18 protein-coding genes and 4 tRNA genes are annotated in these 20,211 nt (G+C 42.6%); 5 read left to right on the top strand and 17 right to left on the bottom strand.

The genetic code is table 11. The features are described 5' to 3' along the window. Positions 1 to 192: 192 nt before the first annotated feature. The 10 genes from FTU70_RS10830 to tpiA form a co-directional block, all read right to left on the bottom strand. Positions 193 to 597, bottom strand: a complete 405-nt coding sequence (locus FTU70_RS10830; protein WP_004975876.1) for a ribosome-binding factor A — start codon at positions 595 to 597, stop codon at positions 193 to 195. Then, a complete protein-coding gene (gene infB, locus FTU70_RS10825; RefSeq protein WP_180060577.1) occupies positions 597 to 3,323 on the bottom strand; it encodes a translation initiation factor IF-2 in 2,727 nt (908 codons plus the stop codon). Before infB ends, FTU70_RS10830 begins: the two co-directional genes overlap by 1 nt. Before the next feature lie 10 nt (positions 3,324 to 3,333). Continuing rightward, the gene (nusA, locus tag FTU70_RS10820; RefSeq protein WP_131261098.1) at positions 3,334 to 4,818 is read right to left on the bottom strand and encodes a transcription termination factor NusA; all 1,485 of its coding nucleotides are present in this window, start codon (positions 4,816 to 4,818) and stop codon (positions 3,334 to 3,336) included. A gap of 35 nt (positions 4,819 to 4,853) precedes the next feature. Then, positions 4,854 to 5,378 carry a ribosome maturation factor RimP gene (gene rimP / locus FTU70_RS10815; protein ID WP_004975871.1) on the bottom strand — a complete coding sequence of 175 codons (525 nt, stop codon included), beginning with the start codon at positions 5,376 to 5,378 and terminating at the stop codon, positions 4,854 to 4,856. A 322-nt stretch (positions 5,379 to 5,700) separates the two neighbouring features. Then, a tRNA-Met gene (locus tag FTU70_RS10810) sits at positions 5,701 to 5,777 on the bottom strand. A 134-nt stretch (positions 5,778 to 5,911) separates the two neighbouring features. Continuing rightward, positions 5,912 to 5,988 (bottom strand) — tRNA-Met (locus FTU70_RS10805). A gap of 77 nt (positions 5,989 to 6,065) precedes the next feature. Next, a tRNA-Met gene (locus FTU70_RS10800) sits at positions 6,066 to 6,142 on the bottom strand. A gap of 49 nt (positions 6,143 to 6,191) precedes the next feature. Further along, positions 6,192 to 6,276 (bottom strand) — tRNA-Leu (locus FTU70_RS10795). Between the two features lie 53 nt (positions 6,277 to 6,329). Then, positions 6,330 to 6,659, bottom strand: coding sequence for a preprotein translocase subunit SecG (gene secG / locus FTU70_RS10790; RefSeq protein ID WP_004975868.1), 330 nt, complete (start codon positions 6,657 to 6,659; stop codon positions 6,330 to 6,332). Between the two features lie 13 nt (positions 6,660 to 6,672). Next, positions 6,673 to 7,464 (bottom strand): triose-phosphate isomerase, encoded by a 792-nt coding sequence (gene tpiA, locus FTU70_RS10785; RefSeq protein WP_019836081.1) that lies wholly within the window; start codon positions 7,462 to 7,464, stop codon positions 6,673 to 6,675. Positions 7,465 to 7,741: 277 nt separating this feature from the next. Between tpiA and pilB the strand changes: the two genes are divergently transcribed. From pilB to coaE, 4 genes are read left to right on the top strand one after another with little or no spacing between them, the layout of a single operon-like run. Beyond that, positions 7,742 to 9,454: a type IV-A pilus assembly ATPase PilB gene (gene pilB, locus FTU70_RS10780; RefSeq protein WP_180060576.1), complete on the top strand. Its 1,713-nt coding sequence runs from the start codon at positions 7,742 to 7,744 to the stop codon at positions 9,452 to 9,454. Between the two features lie 30 nt (positions 9,455 to 9,484). Next, positions 9,485 to 10,711, top strand: a complete 1,227-nt coding sequence (locus tag FTU70_RS10775; RefSeq protein WP_004975864.1) for a type II secretion system F family protein — start codon at positions 9,485 to 9,487, stop codon at positions 10,709 to 10,711. Beyond that, on the top strand, positions 10,711 to 11,571 hold the full coding sequence (locus tag FTU70_RS10770; protein ID WP_096901344.1) for an A24 family peptidase: 861 nt from the start codon (positions 10,711 to 10,713) through the stop codon (positions 11,569 to 11,571). Before FTU70_RS10775 ends, FTU70_RS10770 begins: the two co-directional genes overlap by 1 nt. A 9-nt stretch (positions 11,572 to 11,580) precedes the next feature. After that, positions 11,581 to 12,180, top strand: coding sequence for a dephospho-CoA kinase (gene coaE / locus FTU70_RS10765; protein WP_004975860.1), 600 nt, complete (start codon positions 11,581 to 11,583; stop codon positions 12,178 to 12,180). Between the two features lie 5 nt (positions 12,181 to 12,185). Here coaE and FTU70_RS10760 read toward each other — a convergent pair whose 3' ends face one another. The 3 genes from FTU70_RS10760 to FTU70_RS10750 form a co-directional block, all read right to left on the bottom strand. Next, on the bottom strand, positions 12,186 to 13,106 hold the full coding sequence (locus tag FTU70_RS10760) for a DMT family transporter (RefSeq protein WP_180060578.1): 921 nt from the start codon (positions 13,104 to 13,106) through the stop codon (positions 12,186 to 12,188). Between the two features lie 52 nt (positions 13,107 to 13,158). Beyond that, complete coding sequence (gene rlmB / locus FTU70_RS10755; RefSeq protein WP_180060575.1) at positions 13,159 to 13,908, bottom strand: 23S rRNA (guanosine(2251)-2'-O)-methyltransferase RlmB; 750 nt, start codon at positions 13,906 to 13,908, stop codon at positions 13,159 to 13,161. Positions 13,909 to 14,096: 188 nt separating this feature from the next. Next, complete coding sequence (locus tag FTU70_RS10750) at positions 14,097 to 14,420, bottom strand: pyrimidine/purine nucleoside phosphorylase (RefSeq protein WP_004975854.1); 324 nt, start codon at positions 14,418 to 14,420, stop codon at positions 14,097 to 14,099. Between the two features lie 492 nt (positions 14,421 to 14,912). Here FTU70_RS10750 and recN point away from each other — a divergent pair, with 492 nt between their 5' ends. After that, positions 14,913 to 16,574 (top strand): DNA repair protein RecN, encoded by a 1,662-nt coding sequence (gene recN / locus FTU70_RS10745; RefSeq protein ID WP_131261101.1) that lies wholly within the window; start codon positions 14,913 to 14,915, stop codon positions 16,572 to 16,574. A 61-nt stretch (positions 16,575 to 16,635) separates the two neighbouring features. Here the strand turns inward: recN and FTU70_RS10740 are convergent, their stop codons facing one another. Genes FTU70_RS10740 through FTU70_RS10725 form a run of 4 tightly spaced genes read right to left on the bottom strand, consistent with a single transcriptional unit; the run spans position 16,636 to position 20,077 of the window. Then, positions 16,636 to 17,622: a CsgG/HfaB family protein gene (locus FTU70_RS10740; RefSeq protein WP_004975851.1), complete on the bottom strand. Its 987-nt coding sequence runs from the start codon at positions 17,620 to 17,622 to the stop codon at positions 16,636 to 16,638. A gap of 56 nt (positions 17,623 to 17,678) precedes the next feature. Continuing rightward, complete coding sequence (gene lpoB, locus FTU70_RS10735) at positions 17,679 to 18,281, bottom strand: penicillin-binding protein activator LpoB (protein WP_004975849.1); 603 nt, start codon at positions 18,279 to 18,281, stop codon at positions 17,679 to 17,681. Positions 18,282 to 18,294: 13 nt separating this feature from the next. Continuing rightward, on the bottom strand, positions 18,295 to 18,696 hold the full coding sequence (locus tag FTU70_RS10730; RefSeq protein ID WP_004975847.1) for a DUF1425 domain-containing protein: 402 nt from the start codon (positions 18,694 to 18,696) through the stop codon (positions 18,295 to 18,297). Positions 18,697 to 18,712: 16 nt separating this feature from the next. Continuing rightward, entirely contained in the window at positions 18,713 to 20,077 is a 1,365-nt protein-coding gene (locus FTU70_RS10725) for a COG3014 family protein (RefSeq protein ID WP_179988501.1), read from the bottom strand. Positions 20,078 to 20,211 lie beyond the last annotated feature (134 nt).

Below are 20,211 nucleotides of genomic sequence, written 5' to 3'. Positions count from 1 at the left end.
TTAGCAACAGGAGGTGTTGCTGAATATATATCCATGTTCATGGATTAAGTCCCCACTTGTTTTTAGGTGGGAACTAAATTAAGGCTTATAGGATCGCTTGGTAAGGCTGTGTTAGCCGGATGCTTACCAAAAGCTCAAACATGATAGACAAAAAAATGCCACCCGAAGGTGGCATTTTTTATCATCACTGATTTATTCTTCATCTTGCTTAGGTGCTGCAGGAGGTAAATCTTTTACCGCTTCTGCAATCAAACCAAACATATAGTTACCATAGGCATTGGTTTTATCGTAGTGAAAACGCAAACGCGGGGTAATACGTGTCTTAATACGACGGCTTAACTCATGGCGCAAGAAGCCTGATGCTTTATTCAACACATCCAAGGTTTCTTTATTTGCCGTTTCGCTTTGCTCATCGCCTAATTCACGTCCCATGACGGTCACGTACACTTCCGCATATCCTAAGTCTGGGCTCACCTTCACTGCAGAGATGGTCACAAGACCACCTAAGCGTGGATCTTTCAGCTCTTGGCGAATCAGTTCTGACAGCTCACGCTGTACTGTATCCGCCATACGCTTCAGACGTTGACTACCCGCCATTAAAGACTCCGTTTAATCAATTGAACATCGTACACTTCAATCTTATCAAGTGGTTTGATGTCTTTATAGCCTTTTACTGCAAGACCACATTCCATACCTGCGCGAACTTCTTCCACCACGTCTTTATAACGACGAAGTGACTCAAGCTCACCTTGGAATACCACCACATCATCACGTAATACGCGAATTGGTTTGTTACGGTGAAGTACGCCTTCAAGTACCATACAACCTGCAGCTGCACCGAACTTACTTGAGTGGAACACTTCACGCACTTCTGCAACACCCAAAATAGTTTCACGGTGTTCAGGTGCAAGCTTACCGCTCATCGCATCTTTCACATCATCAATTAATTGATAGATGATGCTGTAGTAACGAATGTCAATACCATCCGCATCGGCTTTTTGACGCGCAGTATTGTCAGCACGTACGTTAAAGCCCAGTAATACGGCCTCTGAAGATTCTGCAAGCGTAACGTCAGACTCGGTGATCGCACCTACGCCTGAACCAATCACACGTACACGTACTTCATCGGTAGACAACTCACCCAATGCAACAATCAAGGCTTCCAAAGTACCACGTACATCGGTCTTCAATACCACATTGACAAATGGAACGTCTTTTTTGCCCATTGATGCCATGATGTTTTCAAGACGCATCGCGCTTTGACGCTCTAGACGTTTTTGACGCTCACGATCCATACGCGCATCGGCAACTTCACGTGCTTTCTTCTCGTCATTTACAACAAGAACTTCGTCACCTGCCATTGGCGCTTCAGGTAAACCTAAAATTTCAACTGGAATTGAAGGACCTGCAGATTTAATACGCTTACCGTTTTCATCAGTCATGGCACGTACGCGACCATAAGATGAACCTGCAAGTACCAAGTCACCTACATTCAAAGTACCGTTTTGTACCAGAATTGACGTCACTGCACCGCGACCTTTATCTACACGCGCTTCAATCACCACACCTTGCGCTGCACCTTCTTCAGATGCTTTCAATTCCATCATTTCTGCTTGAATTGAAATTAAGTCAAGAAGTTCATCAATACCTTGACCTGAATGCGCCGAAACCATTGCAACAGGTACGTCACCGCCCCATTGTTCAGGTACGATTTCTTTGGTGGTCAATTCATTCAATACGCGGTCTGGATCAGCCGATTCTTTGTCCATTTTGTTAATGGCAACAATAATTGGCGTACCCGCTGCACGCGCATGGTCAATGGCTTCTGCAGTTTGTGGCATCACACCATCATCTGCCGCAACGACCAATACCACGATATCTGTCGCTTTCGCACCACGTGAACGCATTGCAGTAAACGCTGCGTGTCCCGGTGTATCTAAGAAGGTGATAATGCCTTTATCGGTTTGTACGTGGTATGCACCAATGTGCTGGGTAATACCACCCGCTTCGCCTGCAGCCACTTTGGCACGACGAATACGGTCAAGTAATGATGTCTTACCATGGTCAACGTGACCCATGATGGTCACCACTGGTGGACGTGTCGTTTGAACACCACGTGCCTCTTCAGCAGCTTCAAGTAAGTTATCTTCAGCTTGCGTATCCGATACTAGAACTGGGTTGTGGCCCATTTCCTCAACTACAAGTGCTGCAACTTCTTGCTCAATCGCTTGGTTTTGCGTAACTAACTCACCCATTTTCATGAGTGATTTAATCACTTCGCGTACTTTAACTGCCATTTTTGCAGCCAAGTCCGCAACCACAATCGTTGCACCAATTTCAACATCATAAACTTGTTTTTTAACTGGTTTTTCAAAGCCGTGCTTGTTGGCTTGGCTCGTTTTCAAACCGCGTTTATGTGAGTTTTGGCTGAAAGATTGCTCTTCCTGACCGCGACGACCACCTTTTTTCGGTGAACGTGTATTGGTGGTACTGGTACCACGCTTGATTTCACGGTCTTCTTTGGCAAATGAATCTTCATAAGCCTGACCCACAAGACCAGCCGCCAATGGAGAATCATCTACCACACGAATGGTAGCGGTTGCATCTTCATTTGAGTATTTAGATGCCATCTGACGCATTTGCTCAAGCGTACGTTGCTGCGCTTCTTCAGCAGCTTTACGACGTGCTGCTTCTTCAGTCGCTTTCAACTGAGCTGCTTGCGCTTCACGCGCTTTCTTTTGCTCAGGTGTTTCAGTGGCTTTCACTGCTTGCTTCACAATTGGCTTGTTGGTTGACTTACGTTTCACCACAACCGCAGCTTTCGCAACTTCTTGCTTGGCTGTTTCTTGCTTCGCTGCTGCACGCATTGCATCTAAAGCTTGTTTCGCTTTTGCGGCACCTGCTTGAGGCGCGTCTGCTTTCGCTTTGCTCTTTTCTGCCACGTCACGTGCTTGCTGTTCTGCTTGCGCTTTTTCAGCTGCTTCCGCCTGTGCTTTTGCCAGTGCTTCCGCTTTAATCTGTTCAGGATCAGGCTTTACAAATGTATGCTTCTTACGAACTTCTACATTAATCGTTTTCGCTTTGCCCGAAGTACTTGCCACTTTAGCGGTACTGGTGGTTTTACGTTTCAACGTGATTTGTCCTGCATTACCCTCTTGACCGTGAACCTTTTTTAAATGGTTCACTAGGGTACTTTGTTGTTCAGTGGAAATAATATCGTCAGCGTTACGCTGTGGTAAACCTGCGTCACGAACCTGTTCCAGGAGTTTCTCAACTGGACGACCTACACTGAGCGCTAACTCTTTAATCGACTTGTCCGTCATATATTACCTCCTAGTTAAACCATGATTCGCGCGCTTTCATAATCAATTGACCCGCTTTATCTGTACCTAGACCTTCAATATCTTCGATATCGTCAGTCGCTTGGTCAGCTAAATCATCAACTGTGATGACACCACGAGCGGCAAGCGCATAAGCGATCTCTTGTGTCATGCCTTCCATTGCTAGAAGTTCTGCACTCGGATCTTGGATATTTTCTTGCTGTTGCAATGCGTCTGCCAATGCCACTTCTTTGGCACGACCTTGTAACATTTCAACAATTTCTTCATCTAAATCAATTTCGTCAAATGTTTCCGCAGGAACATACGCAATTTCTTCTAATGAAGTGAAGCCCATTTCTACCAATGCCATCGCCAAATCTTCAGCAATGTCTAGACGTGAAACAAACAAGTCTAAGTATTGTTGCGCTTCATTTTGCTGACGTGCGTGATACTCTTCTTCAAGCATCATGTTCAGCTTATAACCTGTGAGTTCAGAGGCTAAACGTACGTTTTGACCTTGTGAACCAATTGCACGTGCCAACTGATCGCTGGTTGCGAAAATAATGTCGGCAGTACGTTCTTCTTCATCAATCACAATACCCGATACATCGGCTGGCTCTAAAGCACTGGCGATATATTGTGCTGGATCATCAGACCACACCACAACATCAATACGCTCACCATTTAACTCTTGCTGTACCGCTTGGATACGTGTACCACGCATACCAATACATGCACCTACAGGGTCAATACGATGGTCGTTGGTTTTTACTGCAATTTTTGCACGTACACCCGGCTGACGCGCTGCTGCTTTAATTTCGATGATTTCTTCAGAAATTTCTGGAATTTCTTTTTTCATCAATGCAATCAGCATTTCAGGCTTGGCACGTGACAACAACAATTGTGCACCACGACCTTCACGGTTCACGCTGTACAAAATTGCATTCACACGCTGCTTAGGACGCAAAATTTCTTTGGCAATCATTTCTTCACGCGCCAAATATGCTTCTGCATTGTCGCCCAAATCAATAATAAAGCCATCTTTGGTTTGCTTTTTCACTTCACCGTAAATCAGCTCGCCTACTTTGGCTTCATAAGCATCTGCAACCAATGCGCGTTCTGCTTCACGAATTTTTTGCACAATCACTTGCTTGGCAATTTGCGCAGCAATACGACCGAAGTCAATTGACTCAACTTCAAGTTCGCGAATATCGCCAATTGACCACTTTGCAGGGTCTACATCAGAAATTGCATCTTGGCATGCAGGCATTTCATGATCTTCATCTGCCACCACTTCCCACTGACGGAAAGTGCTGTAGTCACCTGTTTTACGATCAATTTCCACACGTAAACGTGCTTCTTCTGAGTTTGTGCCTTCGTAGAATTTCTTTTTCGTCGCAGCAACAAGAGCCTGTTCAAGCGCCTCAAAAATTGCCTCACGACTTACACCTTTTTCGTTACTAACCGTTTCAACGACGGTAAGAATTTCACGTGCCATAAGTCACCTATTCGTTCAGATTCTTATTAATTTGATTAATCTTGGTAAATCAGGTTTGCTTTATCAATATTGTGACTGTCAATCTCCAATACCTGCTGTTTTTCCACTTCGACCTGAATGGTTTCATTTTCCAGATCTACAGCAACCAATTTCGCTTGAAATTTACGACGGTTTTCTACAGCACTGATTAAACGTAACGCAATGGTTTGCCCAATATATGCAGGCAATTGCTCTAATTGGAAAAATGGACGATCCCAACCCGGAGAGGATACTTCAAGTGCATATTCACCTGAAATTGGATCATGCACATCAAGCATTGCACCAACTTGCTGGGTTACACGTACACAATCTTGCACACCAATACCACGACCTTGCTCTAATTCGCCATCTTCATTTAAGACAGGTTCTGCATTTTCATCGACAGCTTTATCGATATAAATACGTAACAAAGAACGCTTACCTTGTGGAATAAACTCGATTCCCCAAAGATCCACATCACATGCTTGCACTGCTGGCGCAATTAAGTCCTGAAGTGCTTGAGTTTTATTTGATAGCTTCATTTACTCTCGTCATTCTGCTGCGGTTCAATGGTCTTATTTGACCACTACACATTCATACAAACTATAGTAGTAGTGAAACATGACACTTTGACTTTAGGCCGCGCACGGCTTGTATCGACACTACACGATAGCCAATAAAAAAGGGCGTAATCGCCCCTATTCTTGCACAGTAAAACCAATATCCACTGTGCAAAAAGGCCCACCTAGTTGTGAGCCTCTTTAGAAACTTGGTTGCGGGGATTAGACTAAATCTAACCATCTTTGCTAGTTTATTATGCTGAATTCAATCAACTAAAACTAACGTACCACACCATTAGAAACTTGGTAGCGGGAGCTGGATTTGAACCAACGACCTTCGGGTTATGAGCCCGACGAGCTACCAGACTGCTCCATCCCGCATCAACGTGCAAAAATTATATACAAATATGAATAAGTTTTCAATCAAACTTAGCATTTTTGCCTGACTTAAGTTGCACCTTAGTCAGTATAAAGCGTAAAACTCATATTAGAGCATAATCACACTTTTAAAATATTGGTAGCGGGAGCTGGATTTGAACCAACGACCTTCGGGTTATGAGCCCGACGAGCTACCAGACTGCTCCATCCCGCAACAACATGTAAATACTTATCTCAACCTAAAATAATTTAAGTTGCCTACGCTTAATTCACGATAAGCTTAGGATTGATTGGTAGCGGGAGCTGGATTTGAACCAACGACCTTCGGGTTATGAGCCCGACGAGCTACCAGACTGCTCCATCCCGCATCAACAGATTTGCTGCTTAACACCAACTTATGTTTTCTGGATTATAAGTTGGTGCGGAAGGGGGGACTTGAACCCCCACGCCCGAAAGCACTACCACCTCAAGGTAGCGTGTCTACCAATTCCACCACCACCGCAGCTGTGACGCATTCTAGTCGCATCATGCGAAAAAAGAAAGTGCTAAATAAAATTATTCAGCGCTTTTAGGCGCAGTTGGTGAAGTTTCAGGCGATACTGGCTGTGCAGGTGCAGTCGTTTGTACAGTCTGCAAACTATATGCACCTGTGGTTTGTTTCTTGGCAAACACCGCTAAAGTTAAACTGGTTGCAAAAAACAATGCTGTTAAAATTGCCGTTAAACGGGTTAAAAAGTTACCTGAGCCTGACGCACCAAATACGGTTGCCGCACCACCGCCACCAAAAGAAGCGCCTGCATCTGCACCTTTACCATGCTGAACCAAAATTAGTCCAATCATTAAAATGGCTAAGATAATATGTACTACCAGCACAAATGTTTGCATGCTGAACTCCTCATTATTGTGTATTTGCAAAGGCTTGCGCAATTTGATGGAACGATGCCGCATTTAAGGATGCACCACCGACCAAAGCACCATTAATGTCTGGGCAGGCTGCTAACTCTACGGCATTTTCTGGTTTTACACTACCACCATATAAAATCGGTAGAGTCACCGCATAAGCGGTGATTTGGCTTAAACCTTCACGGATTTTTGCATGCATGGTTTGCGCATCTTCAGGTGATGCGGTCTTGCCTGTACCAATTGCCCAAATAGGTTCATACGCAATCACTATCTGTTGCCATTGCTCAGCGTCAACCACAGCAGCAATATCACAAATTTGTTGCAAAACAACTTGCTCTGCCTGACCGCTTTCACGTTGTTGCAGACTTTCACCCACACAATAAATAACTGTCAAACCTGCCTGCAAGGCATTTTTAACTTTTTCATTCAAAATGCTTGGTGTGTCTGCAAAAAGTTCACGACGTTCTGAATGCCCAACCAATACATAATCAATTTGACTGTCTTTTAGCAATTCTGCACTGACTTCGCCTGTATATGCACCCAAACCCGCAATACGGGAAAGGTCTTGTGCAACGGTATAGACAGGACGTACTGCTTCGCTCAATGCAGCTTGAATTTGAGTTAAAGCCAAAGTGACAGGTGCAATCCCCAAATGACACTTTTCAGCCTCTACAGGGCTGTCTTGTAATAATGTTTTAAATTCAGAAATAAGTTGCTGAGCATCGGCATGTATCGGATTCATCTTCCAATTGCCAACCACCCAAGGCTTAATCGTCGTAGCCGACATAGAATAACCTGCAAAAACAATTCATTTAATCGCGCACATTCTACACGCAAATCACATTTCTGCTGAGTTTTTTGTACAAGCTTTGCATCAAACTGCTGCATGAAGTATCTTTTCATGGCAGGACTTACAATTTTTTTAGCAGATTAATGTAACTGGTTCATGCTTTTAGGCGATACTTAGGTGGTGACAGCACTTTCAGATATGGTATTTTTGTGCAACAAAAGTATAATTTTAAGATACCAATTATAAACAATCTTGATTTTGAGGACGTTGGGGAATGTCAGTACAACAAGCTACACCTAGATTTACAGGTTTTATTCGACGCTTGGTCGAAGATGGGCTCGTTTCTGCTGAAAATATGCAAACCGCCATTATGGCTGCTCATAAAGAAAAAGTAGATATTGTTCCCTACCTGATTCAACAGCATAAGATTGCCCCTGCACAAATTGCAGAGAAAATTTCCAGCGAATTTGGCGAACCTATTTTTGATTTAAGCGTATATGACTCTGCGCTCATCGTGCGTGAAGGCATTGATGAAAAGCTTTTCAGCAAATATAACCTTTTACCTATTTTTAAGCGTAATCACCTGCTTTACGTTGCGACCAGTAACCCGACCAATATCGAAGCAATGGATGCCATTCGTTTCAACAGTAAAATGAATATTGAAGCCATTGTGGTCGAACACGATAAATTGGTAAAACTGATTGAACAAAACTTTGCGAGTGAGTCTGCTTTTGAATTTGAAGATGATGACTTCGATCTCAACTTTGAAGATGGTAACAGCGAACCAGAACAAGCTGCAGAAGATGAACCGCAGGGTGATGAATCCCCAATTGTTAAATACATCAACAAATTACTGATTGATGCAATTCGCATGGGTGCTTCGGACTTACACTTTGAACCGTATGAAAAAACCTATCGAGTGCGTTACCGTGTCGATGGTGTATTACGTCAAATTGCCACCCCACCCTTACAGTTAGCTAACCGCTTGGCATCACGTTTAAAAGTGATGTCCCAAATGGACATTTCTGAAAAGCGTGTCCCGCAAGATGGTCGTATTAAATTAAAACTATCTAAAAATAAATCCATCGACTTCCGTGTGAACTCGTTGCCAACATTGTTCGGTGAAAAAATCGTACTGCGTATTCTTGACCCATCTAGCGCGATGCTTGGGATTGACGCTTTGGGCTATGAACCAGAACAAAAAGAATTGTTCATGGAAGCCTTAGAAAAACCGCAAGGCATGTTACTGATTACAGGTCCAACGGGTTCGGGTAAAACGGTATCGCTATATACAGGCTTAAATATCTTAAACAGAGAAGATACCAACATTTCCACTGCCGAAGACCCTGTGGAAATTAACTTAGAAGGCATCAACCAGGTTAACGTCAACAATAAAGTGGGCTTAACCTTCGCTGCCGCTCTGAAATCTTTCTTACGTCAAGACCCTGATATTGTCATGGTGGGTGAGATTCGTGACCTTGAAACTGCAGAAATTGCAATTAAAGCAGCCCAAACAGGTCACATGGTTTTATCTACCCTCCACACCAACAGTGCGCCAGAAACTTTAACGCGTTTACGCAATATGGGCGTTCCTTCCTTTAACATCGCAACTTCGGTAAACCTCGTCATTGCACAGCGTTTGGCACGACGCCTATGCCCGCATTGCAAAGCTCCTTCCGATATTCCAAAACAAAGCTTATTGGAAATGGGCTTTACTGAAGCCGATTTGAGCAATCCAGAATTTCAGGTCTATCAACCTGTAGGCTGTTCTGAATGCCGTGAAGGTTATAAAGGACGTGTTGGTGTTTATGAAGTGATGAAAGTCACACCAGAAATTTCTAGAATTATTATGGAGGATGGTAATGCCATCCAAATTGCTGATGCGTCAGCAAAATCGGGGTTTAACAATCTGCGTCGTTCGGGGTTACTTAAGGTCATGCAGGGGGTGACTTCATTGCAAGAAGTCAATCGTGTGACCAGTGAATAGTTGTAAAATTTAAAATAAGGATAAATACGCATGGCTGTCAAAAAAGCACAGATGATGCCCACCTTCGTTTATGAAGGGATTGACCGCAAAGGGGCTAAGTTAAAAGGGGAAATTCCAGCGCGTAATATGGCCTTGGCAAAGGTCACATTGCGTAAACAAGGGATTACCATCAAGACGATTCGCCAAAAGAAAAAGAATATTCTTGAAGGCTTAATGAAAAAACGGGTGTCGACCTTAGACATCACTATTTTCACGCGTCAGCTTGCCACTATGATGAAAGCAGGTGTGCCTTTGGTACAAAGCTTTGAGATTGTTGCCGAAGGTCTTGAAAACCCCGCCATGCGTGAAGTGGTTTTAGGCATTAAAGGTGAAGTGGAAGGCGGGAATACCTTTGCTGGCGCATTGCGTAAATATCCTCAATATTTTGACAACCTATTTTGTTCTTTGGTCGAATCTGGTGAACAATCGGGTGCCCTAGAAACCATGCTAGATCGTGTCGCGATCTATAAAGAAAAGAGTGAGTTACTCAAACAAAAAATTAAAAAAGCCATGAAATACCCTGCAACGGTCATTGTGGTGGCCGTGATTGTGACCATTATTTTGATGGTGAAAGTCGTACCTGTGTTTGAAGAGTTGTTTAGCTCTTTTGGTGCGGACTTGCCTGCCTTCACTAAAATGGTGGTGAACATGTCACAATGGATGCAGAAATACTGGTTTATTCTGATTATTGTGATTGGGGTCATCATTGCAGGTTTCTTGGAAACTAAAAAACGCAGTAAAAAATTCCGTGACTTCTTAGACAAAGCGGCACTGAAAGCGCCTATTTTTGGTGACTTGGTCTATAAAGCGATTATTGCACGTTATAGCCGTACTTTAGCCACTACTTTTGCTGCTGGTGTACCCTTAATTGATGCCTTGGAATCTACCGCTGGGGCAACCAATAATGTGGTCTATGAAGAAGCCGTGATGAAAATTCGTGATGATGTTGCGACAGGTCAACAGCTACAATTCGCCATGCGTGTCACCAATAAATTCCCGTCTATGGCAGTGCAAATGGTAGCCATTGGTGAAGAATCAGGTGCGCTAGATGCCATGCTAGATAAAGTCGCAACCCACTATGAAAACGAAGTCGACAACGCAGTAGATGGCTTAACCTCAATGATGGAGCCGTTGATTATGTCTGTCTTGGGTATTTTAGTGGGTGGTTTAGTTGTCGCCATGTACCTTCCAATCTTCCAAATGGGTTCTGTGGTTTAATGCAAGAATTAATCGCGTACTTTATCCAAAATCCAACTGCGCTCTATATCGCAGTTGGACTTTTTAGTTTATGTATTGGCAGTTTTTTGAATGTGGTGATTTACCGCACCCCAAAAATGATGGAACAGGAGTGGCGTAATGACTGCCAAATGTTATTACATCCTGAACAAGCCATTATTGATGAAAGTAAAATCACCCTGAGCAAACCTGCATCGACCTGCCCCAAATGTCACAACCCAATTCGTTGGTATCAAAATATTCCTGTGCTGAGTTGGTTGGTATTACGCGGTAAATGTGGCAACTGCCAAAACCTGATCAGCGTACGTTATCCAATGATTGAAGTATTAACCGCTGTTTGCGCCCTGATTGTGCTTGCGGTATTTGGCCCAACTGTACAAATGCTGTTTGGTTTGCTGCTCACTTATACCTTGATTGCACTCACCTTCATTGATTTTGATACACAACTCTTGCCAGACCGTTACACCCTGCCTTTGGCTGCACTGGGTTTGGCAGTCAACAGCTATGCCATCTATACCTCACCGACATCGGCAATTTGGGGTTATGTAATTGGCTTCCTATGTCTATGGGTGGTGTATTACCTGTTTAAAATAGTCACAGGCAAAGAAGGCATGGGCTATGGTGACTTCAAGCTCCTTGCCGCTTTAGGTGCATGGATGGGGCCGATGATGTTACCCCTGATTGTGCTGCTATCGTCCTTAGTTGGGGCGATTATTGGCATTATTCTGTTAAAAGTGCGTAAAGAAAACCAACCCTTTGCATTTGGTCCGTATATCGCCATTGCGGGCTGGATTGCCTTTTTATGGGGCGAGCAAATCATGAAAGTATATTTGGGACAATAAGGACAGCACATGCGTTTTGTTTTGGGTCTAACAGGAGGAATTGGCAGTGGCAAGTCTGCAGCCAGTGCGTGGTTCGAGACCCAAGGCATTGTTGTGGTCGATGCGGATGTTGTTGCACGTGAAGTGGTTGAAAAAGGACAGCCTACCTTAAAGCAAATTCAACAACACTTTGGCGATTGGGTTTTACTTGAAAATGGCGAACTAGATCGTCGCGCATTACGTGAACACATTTTCAAAGAACCAAGTGCACGACAAGCACTTGAAAAAATCACCCACCCTGCAATTCGTGAATCGATTATTCAACAATTAGATACTGCCGACAGTCCCTATGTGGTTTTGGTTTCACCACTCTTGTTTGAAACCAATCAACATCAATTGACCCGACATACATTATTGATTGATGCTACTGAAGCCCTACAAATTCACCGTGCTTCACAACGTGATGGTCAAACGGTTGAGCAAATTCATAAAATTATTCAAGCACAAATGCCACGTGCTGAAAAACAACGCCTAGCCGATGACATTGTGCTAAATGATGGGCATTTAGATCATTTGTATAGCAAACTTGAAGTATTGCATCAGCAGTATTTAAAGCGAGCGATGCAGTAAGCAAATTAATCTGACTGTTGTTTTTGCTGTTCAAGTTGAGCTTTTAAGCTGTCAGGTCGGGCCCACCAACGCCAAGGTTGCAAAGCACCAATCCCCATACCCACCAAGCCACATAAAATTGCTAAACTCAAAGGTTCACCCAATAAAGGGACAGCAAGAATCGCAGCGATAAACGGCGCCAAGGTCACAATACTGCCAGTTTTAAATGCTCCCAAACGCTTAATTGCCTCGACATAGCTAAGTGTTGCGATGATCACCACAAACACTCCATGAAAAATAGTTTGCAGCAATAAATGAATCGGTTCAGGTGTGCTGAGTTGTTTCGGGAAAAACAGTACGTAAATCGGGACATAGACGATTGCCGACCAAATTGCGACACCCGCCATAGCATGCCAAGCGGAAAGCTTCCATTGTCTTAATAAAACCGTAAACACACCCCACCAAATAGCGCTGATAAAAAACAGTCCATCCCCAAGTCCAAAGGCAACACCTGTTTCTTGATACATCAGCGCACTCATACCCGCAATGGCGGTCAGCATAATTACAATACTGATCCATGTATGGCGGTCAAAAGGCACTCGAAATAACATCCAAGCAGCAATGGCGGTACAAACAGGAATACAGCCATTCAAAAAAATGGCAGCATGCGCAGCAGGTACATAATGAAAAGCACTATACGCAGTCAGGCAATAGCCCACTCCACCAATCATTGCCAAAATAAAAGGCTCTTTTTTCCATAAAAATGCCGTATCTTTTTTCCAGATAAGAATCGGCATTAAAATACAAAAAGCCAAAGCAAAGCGTAAGGCGGTAATATCCCAAGCACTGATCTGCCATTGTGCATTCAGCCGAGCAGTTAGGGTAAAACCACCCCAAATGCACATGGTAACAAACACCAAGGCATAACCTTGCTTTTGGGGAGACAGACGAATCACAGTGTTGAAGACATCAATAGAATAGCAAATACAAAATCAGCAATTAAGCCTGACGCTGACGGCAAGCTTCATACAAGGCCATGCCTGTTGCAACACTAACATTCAGACTTTGTAGCTTTCCTGCCATTGGAATAAATACGGTTTGATCACATTGTGACTGCGTAATTGGGCGTAAACCTGTATCTTCTGCGCCCATCACCACGCATACTGCTGTACCTTTAAAATCAAATTGCTGAATTGGTAAAGCTTTTTCATCCAGCATTGTACCCACCACGCGCACATTAAACTCTTGTTTCAAATGCGCCAAAGTACGTGCTAAATTAGTGACTTGAATAAATTTGACTTTTTCTGCACCACCTGCAGCCACTTTACGTGCGGTTGGGGTTAAACTTGCTGAACGATCACGCGGCACAATCACAGCAGCAACACCCATGGCAGCAGCAGTACGAATACACGCGCCTAAATTATGCGGGTCAGTGACTTGGTCTAGCGCCAAAAGTAAAGGCTTACTATCGGCCTGCAACAAGGTGTCCAAGTCTTTTTCATTCAGGGTTGGATGGGGGCGCACTGCAGCCACCACTCCTTGGTGAAAAGGCAAACCTGCCAGTTTTTCCAAGCTGTCACGGCTGGCTTTTTGCACACTAATGCCAAATGGTTCGGCAAGTTCTAAAATCTTTTGTAAACGCTGATCATCACGCCCTTTTAAGGTAAAAAGAGTTAAGACGCGCTCTGGCTCAAGCTCCAATAATGACTCCACCGAGTGAACGCCATAATAATATTCAGGTTTTGCCATGAACGACCTCTAATTAATGCACCAATAAACCAGCGAAAACGAAAAATCCTGCAAAGCTGACTTTACAGGATTTCAATAAGATCTAGTTTAACCGATTCGGGTGAAAATTTCTTGATTCAATTCCGCTTGATTGGGTGCTCAAGCAGGAGAAAAATGAAATCTTAATTCAATACCCTATTATCGGCTGATTAGCCTTCTAAGTGGCACACGTAATCGAGCACTTCATCGGTTTCGATGCTGAAACGGCTATTGCCAGGCACATAGAACGATTGACCCGCGCGGAATAATTCACTTTCCTCGCTATCGGCAATTTTGACACGACATTCACCTGAAATAATTTCCATACGTTCAGGTACATGCGTTTCGAAAGTCAAGGCTTGTTCAGTCGGTAAAATTACCCCTAAGGTTTTTTTGGTACCGTCTTCAAATTGCACCGTGTGACTGATGCATTGCCCACCAAAATAGACATTCGACTTTTTCACAACTGATACATGATCAAACTGAGCTGACATGCGTATTCTCCAGGTAACGCGTTTTTATATTTTTGACTGATGTAGTTTAATTCTGTCCTCAGAACTAATCAATCTGTGTTTACAGTGGGCTTTGCGTAAATTGAACAATGTTTCAATACGCAGCATGCAACACGCTGACAGCACAGTCTAAGCCAATGCCAGAGGCATGCAAAGTACTCTGCTCTAGATTCTTCCCCACTAAAGTGCTAAATCTGAATGTGAAACAGATCACGAATAGTATCTATATCGTTTAAGTTCCACCATATCAAGCAGCACCGAAAACTCCCCAAGTGAATATACTGCAATTTAATGACCATCCAATGAAATGATCAAATGATCATGTGTTTTATATATGATGCTTATCGGGTACATTTTTTGTTGTTTGCGCTGCAATTTAAGCTAGAATTAAATAGAAGAAAATAACAGCCTTGTTATGGCATTTCCAAAACTTGACTCTCTTTCACTGACACTTTTCGCAGCTTGGATGCGTTTATGCTGACTCATTTAACACTGATTAACTTTGCCCTTGCCGACCACTTAGCACTGGATATTGAAACAGGTTTTAACGTTCTGACAGGGGAAACAGGTGCAGGTAAATCCTTACTTTTAGATGCGCTCTCTGCCTGTTTAGGTGAACGTACCGATACCAATTATGTACGTTTTGGCTCAGATAAAGCCGATGTGACCGCGAGTTTCAGTTATCAGGACAATAGCCCTGAAGCACAATGGCTAAAAGAACATGAATTAGATGATGAGTCTGGTGAAATCCATTTACGTCGGGTAATTTTTGCCACAGGGCGCAGCAAAGCATGGATTAATGGTCGTCCAAGCAGTTTGGCAGAGCTGAAAGAAATTGGACGCTTACTGGTACAGTTATACAGTCAGCACAGTCAGCAACAATTGCTCGAACCGCCTTATCCAAAACACTGGCTTGATCGTTATTATAATTTTTATGCCCCTGCCCAAGCAGTACGTGATGCTTACAGTACATGGCAAAAAAATATCCGACAGCATCAGGCAGCGCTGGATGCACAGGCAACCCGCAAGCAACGCATCGAAACCCTGAACTTACAGCTCGAAGAACTCGAAGAACTGGTACAAATCGATTATAAGGAGATTGAACAAGAGTTTGATCGCCTAAGCCATCATGAACATATCATGCAGGATTGCAGTTATAGCTTAAATGCCTTGGATGAAGCCGAGCAAAACATCACTCAGGAAATTGCTTCAATTATTCGCCGCTTGGAATCGCATGCGGGGCGCAGTGAGCAATTATCGGAAATTTATAATTCATTGTTAAATGCGCAAAGTGAATTAGATGATGCGACAGCCAATTTACGTCAGTTTATTGATCGTCAAAGCTTTGATCCAGAGCGCATGGAAGAACTGAATCAGAAGCTGGAAGTTTTTCATCGTTTGGCACGTAAATACCGCACTCAGCCTGAACTACTGAAACAAGAGTTCGATACTTGGCAAGCCGAACTCACGGCTTTACATGAACTGGAAGATCCTGAAACTTTGGCAGAACAAGTAGAAGTGGCACATCAGGACTTCTTAGCCAAAGCACAACATTTAGATGATATCCGTCGTGAAGCAGCTGCACCGCTCGCTAAACAACTAACCGAGCAAGTTAAACAATTGGCACTGCCTGAGGCACATTTTGAATTTAAATTTGAACCTTTAGAACAAGTTTCTGCGGAAGGGTTAAGTTTTATTCAATTATTGTTTACCGCCAACAAAGGTATTCCTGCACAGCCATTGGCACGCGTGGCTTCTGGTGGTGAATTATCGCGGATTGCCTTGGTTATGCAAGTCATGAATGCCGAAAAAACCGAAGCCGAAGTCTTGGTTTTTGATGAAATTGATGTCGGGATTAGTGGTGGTACCGCAGAAATTGTGGGGCGCTTACTCGCAGGTTTGGCGCAACACGTTCAAATTTTATGTATTACCCACCAAGCACAAGTGGCGGCACAGTCTGATCAACATTTACTGGTAAAAAAACGTCAGACCGACCCTGCCAGCAGCACCATTGTTGAATTAGAAGAAGATGCGCGTATTTTAGAATTGGCACGCATGACAGGCGGTGTTGAAATTAATGACACTACCTTGCAACACGCCAAACAATTACGCCAATTGAAGTTTCAACAGGCTTAAAAAATAAATCCCCTGATTTTCAGGGGGATTTATTTAGGTCTAAAACAAGCTTAATCATTATTTACCATTTCACAGGTTGGTCACTTGAACCAGGTGTCATTTCATAACCTGGAGAGGTATCATAAAATTGACTGCTAGAAGATTGCACAGGTTGTAGTTTAAGACCCTGTAAAATTTCAGGATTTAAACTTTGGGCAATCTTATCTGCAGTACTATCATTTAAACTATTATTTAAAAGATTCTGTGTCATCAAGTTCGATAAGGTACGATTAAAAGTCCCTGCCGCAACTACCTTACTGGTATTCGCTTCAATCACTCGCCACGTTAAACGCACCTGCTCTGCACCAGCATTTAACCCATACATTTGTTGACCGCTAGCAACTGACAAATCGTTAATACGCCCCACGAGTAAATAATCAGCACCTACTTTTTGACCAATACGCGCTAACTCATGCGGTGCACCATCCCAATACAGGAAGTCATTTTCAAATTGCATTTCATCTATGTAATGACGATCAACAACACTTAACTGCCCTGACTGTGCCAAATAAGTACCTAAAGTATCTGATAATTCTTGACTAAACTCAGAAGCAGAAGCACCGCTGGCTAAGCGGTTATTTTTTTCTGCCATTTGAAATGGCAAGACTGCAATACGGCGCATGTGTTGATCTTGTACAGTAGATTCAAACTTCACCACATGTGCGCGAACTTTAGCGCGATAATTATTTTTAGCACCAGAAACACTCAAGACCTGAAACTTGGTGACAGAACCCGAACCTTGATTGGCTACACTAAATACAGGTGAAACTTTACCCGTATATGTCCAGCCCTGATTATTTACAGATAAAGAAACTGTTTCTTCATAATTCATTTGTGACGATACCGAAGCACCATTCACCGATTGAACTGCAATCAATAATGCTTCAGAAATAGCTTGGTGTTGTGTTGGACCACTACCCGTTGCCTCTTTAATCACTTCTTTAATCGCAGCAAAAGCAGGACTGCACAGTAATCCAGATAATAAGCCTGCAAATAATATTTTTTTCATGTTCTATTCTTCAACAGCAACTGCGCTTATCACAGCGCAGTTGCTTTCAGATTAAATTAAAGACCAAAAGTTGAGCGCTTTGCTGCCTTACGGATTTCTTTTTCGCCTGTCCACTCTACAATGCCAGTTTGTAAGTTCTGCAATTTAAATGTGAACTTGTAATACACATCGCTCTTACCACCTGCATTTTTTACAATACTAGATAGATTGCCATTGAGCATATATTCAGCACCGATATGTCCACCAGTACGCACTGCAGTCGCTTGATTGACCATGCCGCTTTGCTTTTGATAGGCAAGTTGCTGCGCCATCGCATTGACAGATTTCATATCTACAAAACGAAACTTCCCTGAATTAATTAATTTGTTCTGAATCGTATCTGTAATAGATTCTGTATCGATATGTTCTTGTGTCTTGTTATGAATACGATCAAGCACAATGACTGGACGACGAGTTTGCGTCATTTGCACCACAGGTGGGAAGGTCAGCATATCATCCACCATCTTTGCAGCAATCATTTGTAGATCTGTCGATCCAAAATCTTTCGTTAAAGTTTCTACAGCTTGAGCATCACCATAACTCACTGCACTACCCGTTGTTGCACAACCTGTTGCCAAAACAGAAGTTGCTACCACAGCCATGATTAACTTTGCATTCATTGCTCTATCTCGCTTATTTCTTTAAATACACAACAACATCTACAGCCGATGGATTTGGTGCTAAAGATTGCACGCCCTTCACCTCTCGACCCGTTAACTGAATTGGTTTCCAAATCGCACCTTCAGGGTTCACTTCTGCTCCATGTGCATCGACCCATACGATTTTGTAGCTAAAATCTTTGTTATTGAAACGGCGGTTTTTAATGGCAATTGATGCCTTTTTTAAGTCGCCTGCCATAGACATTCCCACACGCTCAACAAATACCTCAGTGGTTAAGACTGGGTTATTGGTAATGGTGCGAATACTTACTTCGTTATTCGCATCTGTCTGTGTAGACAAAGCATTAGGGGCTGTACATCCAACCATCGCCGCAGCACTAAGACCGAGTAATGCGAGTTTTAACTGATTTTTCATAAAGTTCTCTTCAAAATTATTGGCGTGGAATACTACTTACACTTGCTGTAATTTTGTCATTTACATGATGTGCATAAACAAATACTGTCTCATTGGCTTTTACATCTAACTTCACAGAGGAGCTTGACAAATTACCTGACGATAACTGTAAGTTGTGTGTCCCTGGTGTTAAGTTCAGACGTGCAATTTGCGTATTACTTGGCAAAGTTGTCCAAGCTCGTAAATCTGCTCGCTCGGTTGCCATATTGAGCACGTTACCTGCCAATTGCCCTAAAACACCAAATTGGTTACCAAGCTCTTTTTGAGCAGCATATTTGGCTGTGGCACGAATCACTTGGGTTGTTAAAGTTCCAACGACTTTTTCTTTTAAGTCTTTAACAGCCAATGCACCAATATCACTAATCACATAACTGTCTTGCAAAACTCGGTTATTCAGCTTCACTTTCAGGCTTTTGGGTGCAACATAAGTGCTAGGTTCATAAGTCGCAAAAGCAATGTTGATAATGCCGCCTGGAGTCGGAATATCTAACTTATTTTCAATTTTCTGTGGAACGATACCTTGTTCAATAAATACAATAACAGGCACACTACTATTACTTTGTTTTGCAACCAATTGATCTAAACGCTTTACATCTTTAGCAATCTGCTCATCAGGCTGTAACTCATAAGCTTTTTTGTAATCCACCAAAGCATCGTTATATTCGCCTAAGGTTTCCCACAAGTTAGCTGCCATATAAAAAGCATAGGCATTTTGATAAGTATTCTTAATCTTGCCCGCAATTGGATCTAAGCCAACAAATGCCTCATCTAAAACATGCAATGCGGCATTTGAAGATGCATTTGCTTTTGTATTTTTCTCTTTTTTCTTTTCAAACTCAGCCTGATGTGCCAGTTCAATTTCACGCTGAATACCCTGTGCAACACGCATTTCTACTGCAGCAGCCTCAAGGTTTTTTAGAAAAATATAATTTTTGGCTTGAGAAATATGTGCCAATACCTGTTCATGAGGTGGTACCAAATAAGGCACCACCGAATCATTACTCACCATAGAAAGTGCTTTAAATCCGACCCGACTCAGACTAATTTTTGCACGACTTTTTTGTTTATCTAGCAATTCAAAAGCCTGCTTATAATGATTCAAACTTTCTTCATACTGATGATTGACTTGTAATAGACGTGCCTGCTCCAGTAAATATAGTACGCCGTCTTTTGAATCTACTTTATCTTTAAATTTAGCAACTAAATCTTCAGATAAATGATTATTCAAATGACTGCGAAATAAATTACCTTCATCATTATAAGTTCCAAAAATTGCTGCTTGAGAAAAAACTGAAGCTGAAAAAACAGCAGCAAACAAACTTCCCTTTATTAAATAATTCATATTAAACCATCAAAAAAAGCTATAAAAGATGAAAATTTCACCATCTTACAAACAATCATTTTTTGTTTCAATATGTATTTTATGTATATTTATTGAAACATATCAAGCTATAAAAAACACAAATTTTACACTAA

Source organism: Acinetobacter sp. YH12135 (assembly GCF_013418565.1).
Classification (GTDB): domain Bacteria; phylum Pseudomonadota; class Gammaproteobacteria; order Pseudomonadales; family Moraxellaceae; genus Acinetobacter; species Acinetobacter towneri.
The sequence above is the reverse complement of the archived record's forward strand: the minus strand, read 5'-3'. Positions and strand labels throughout refer to the sequence as shown.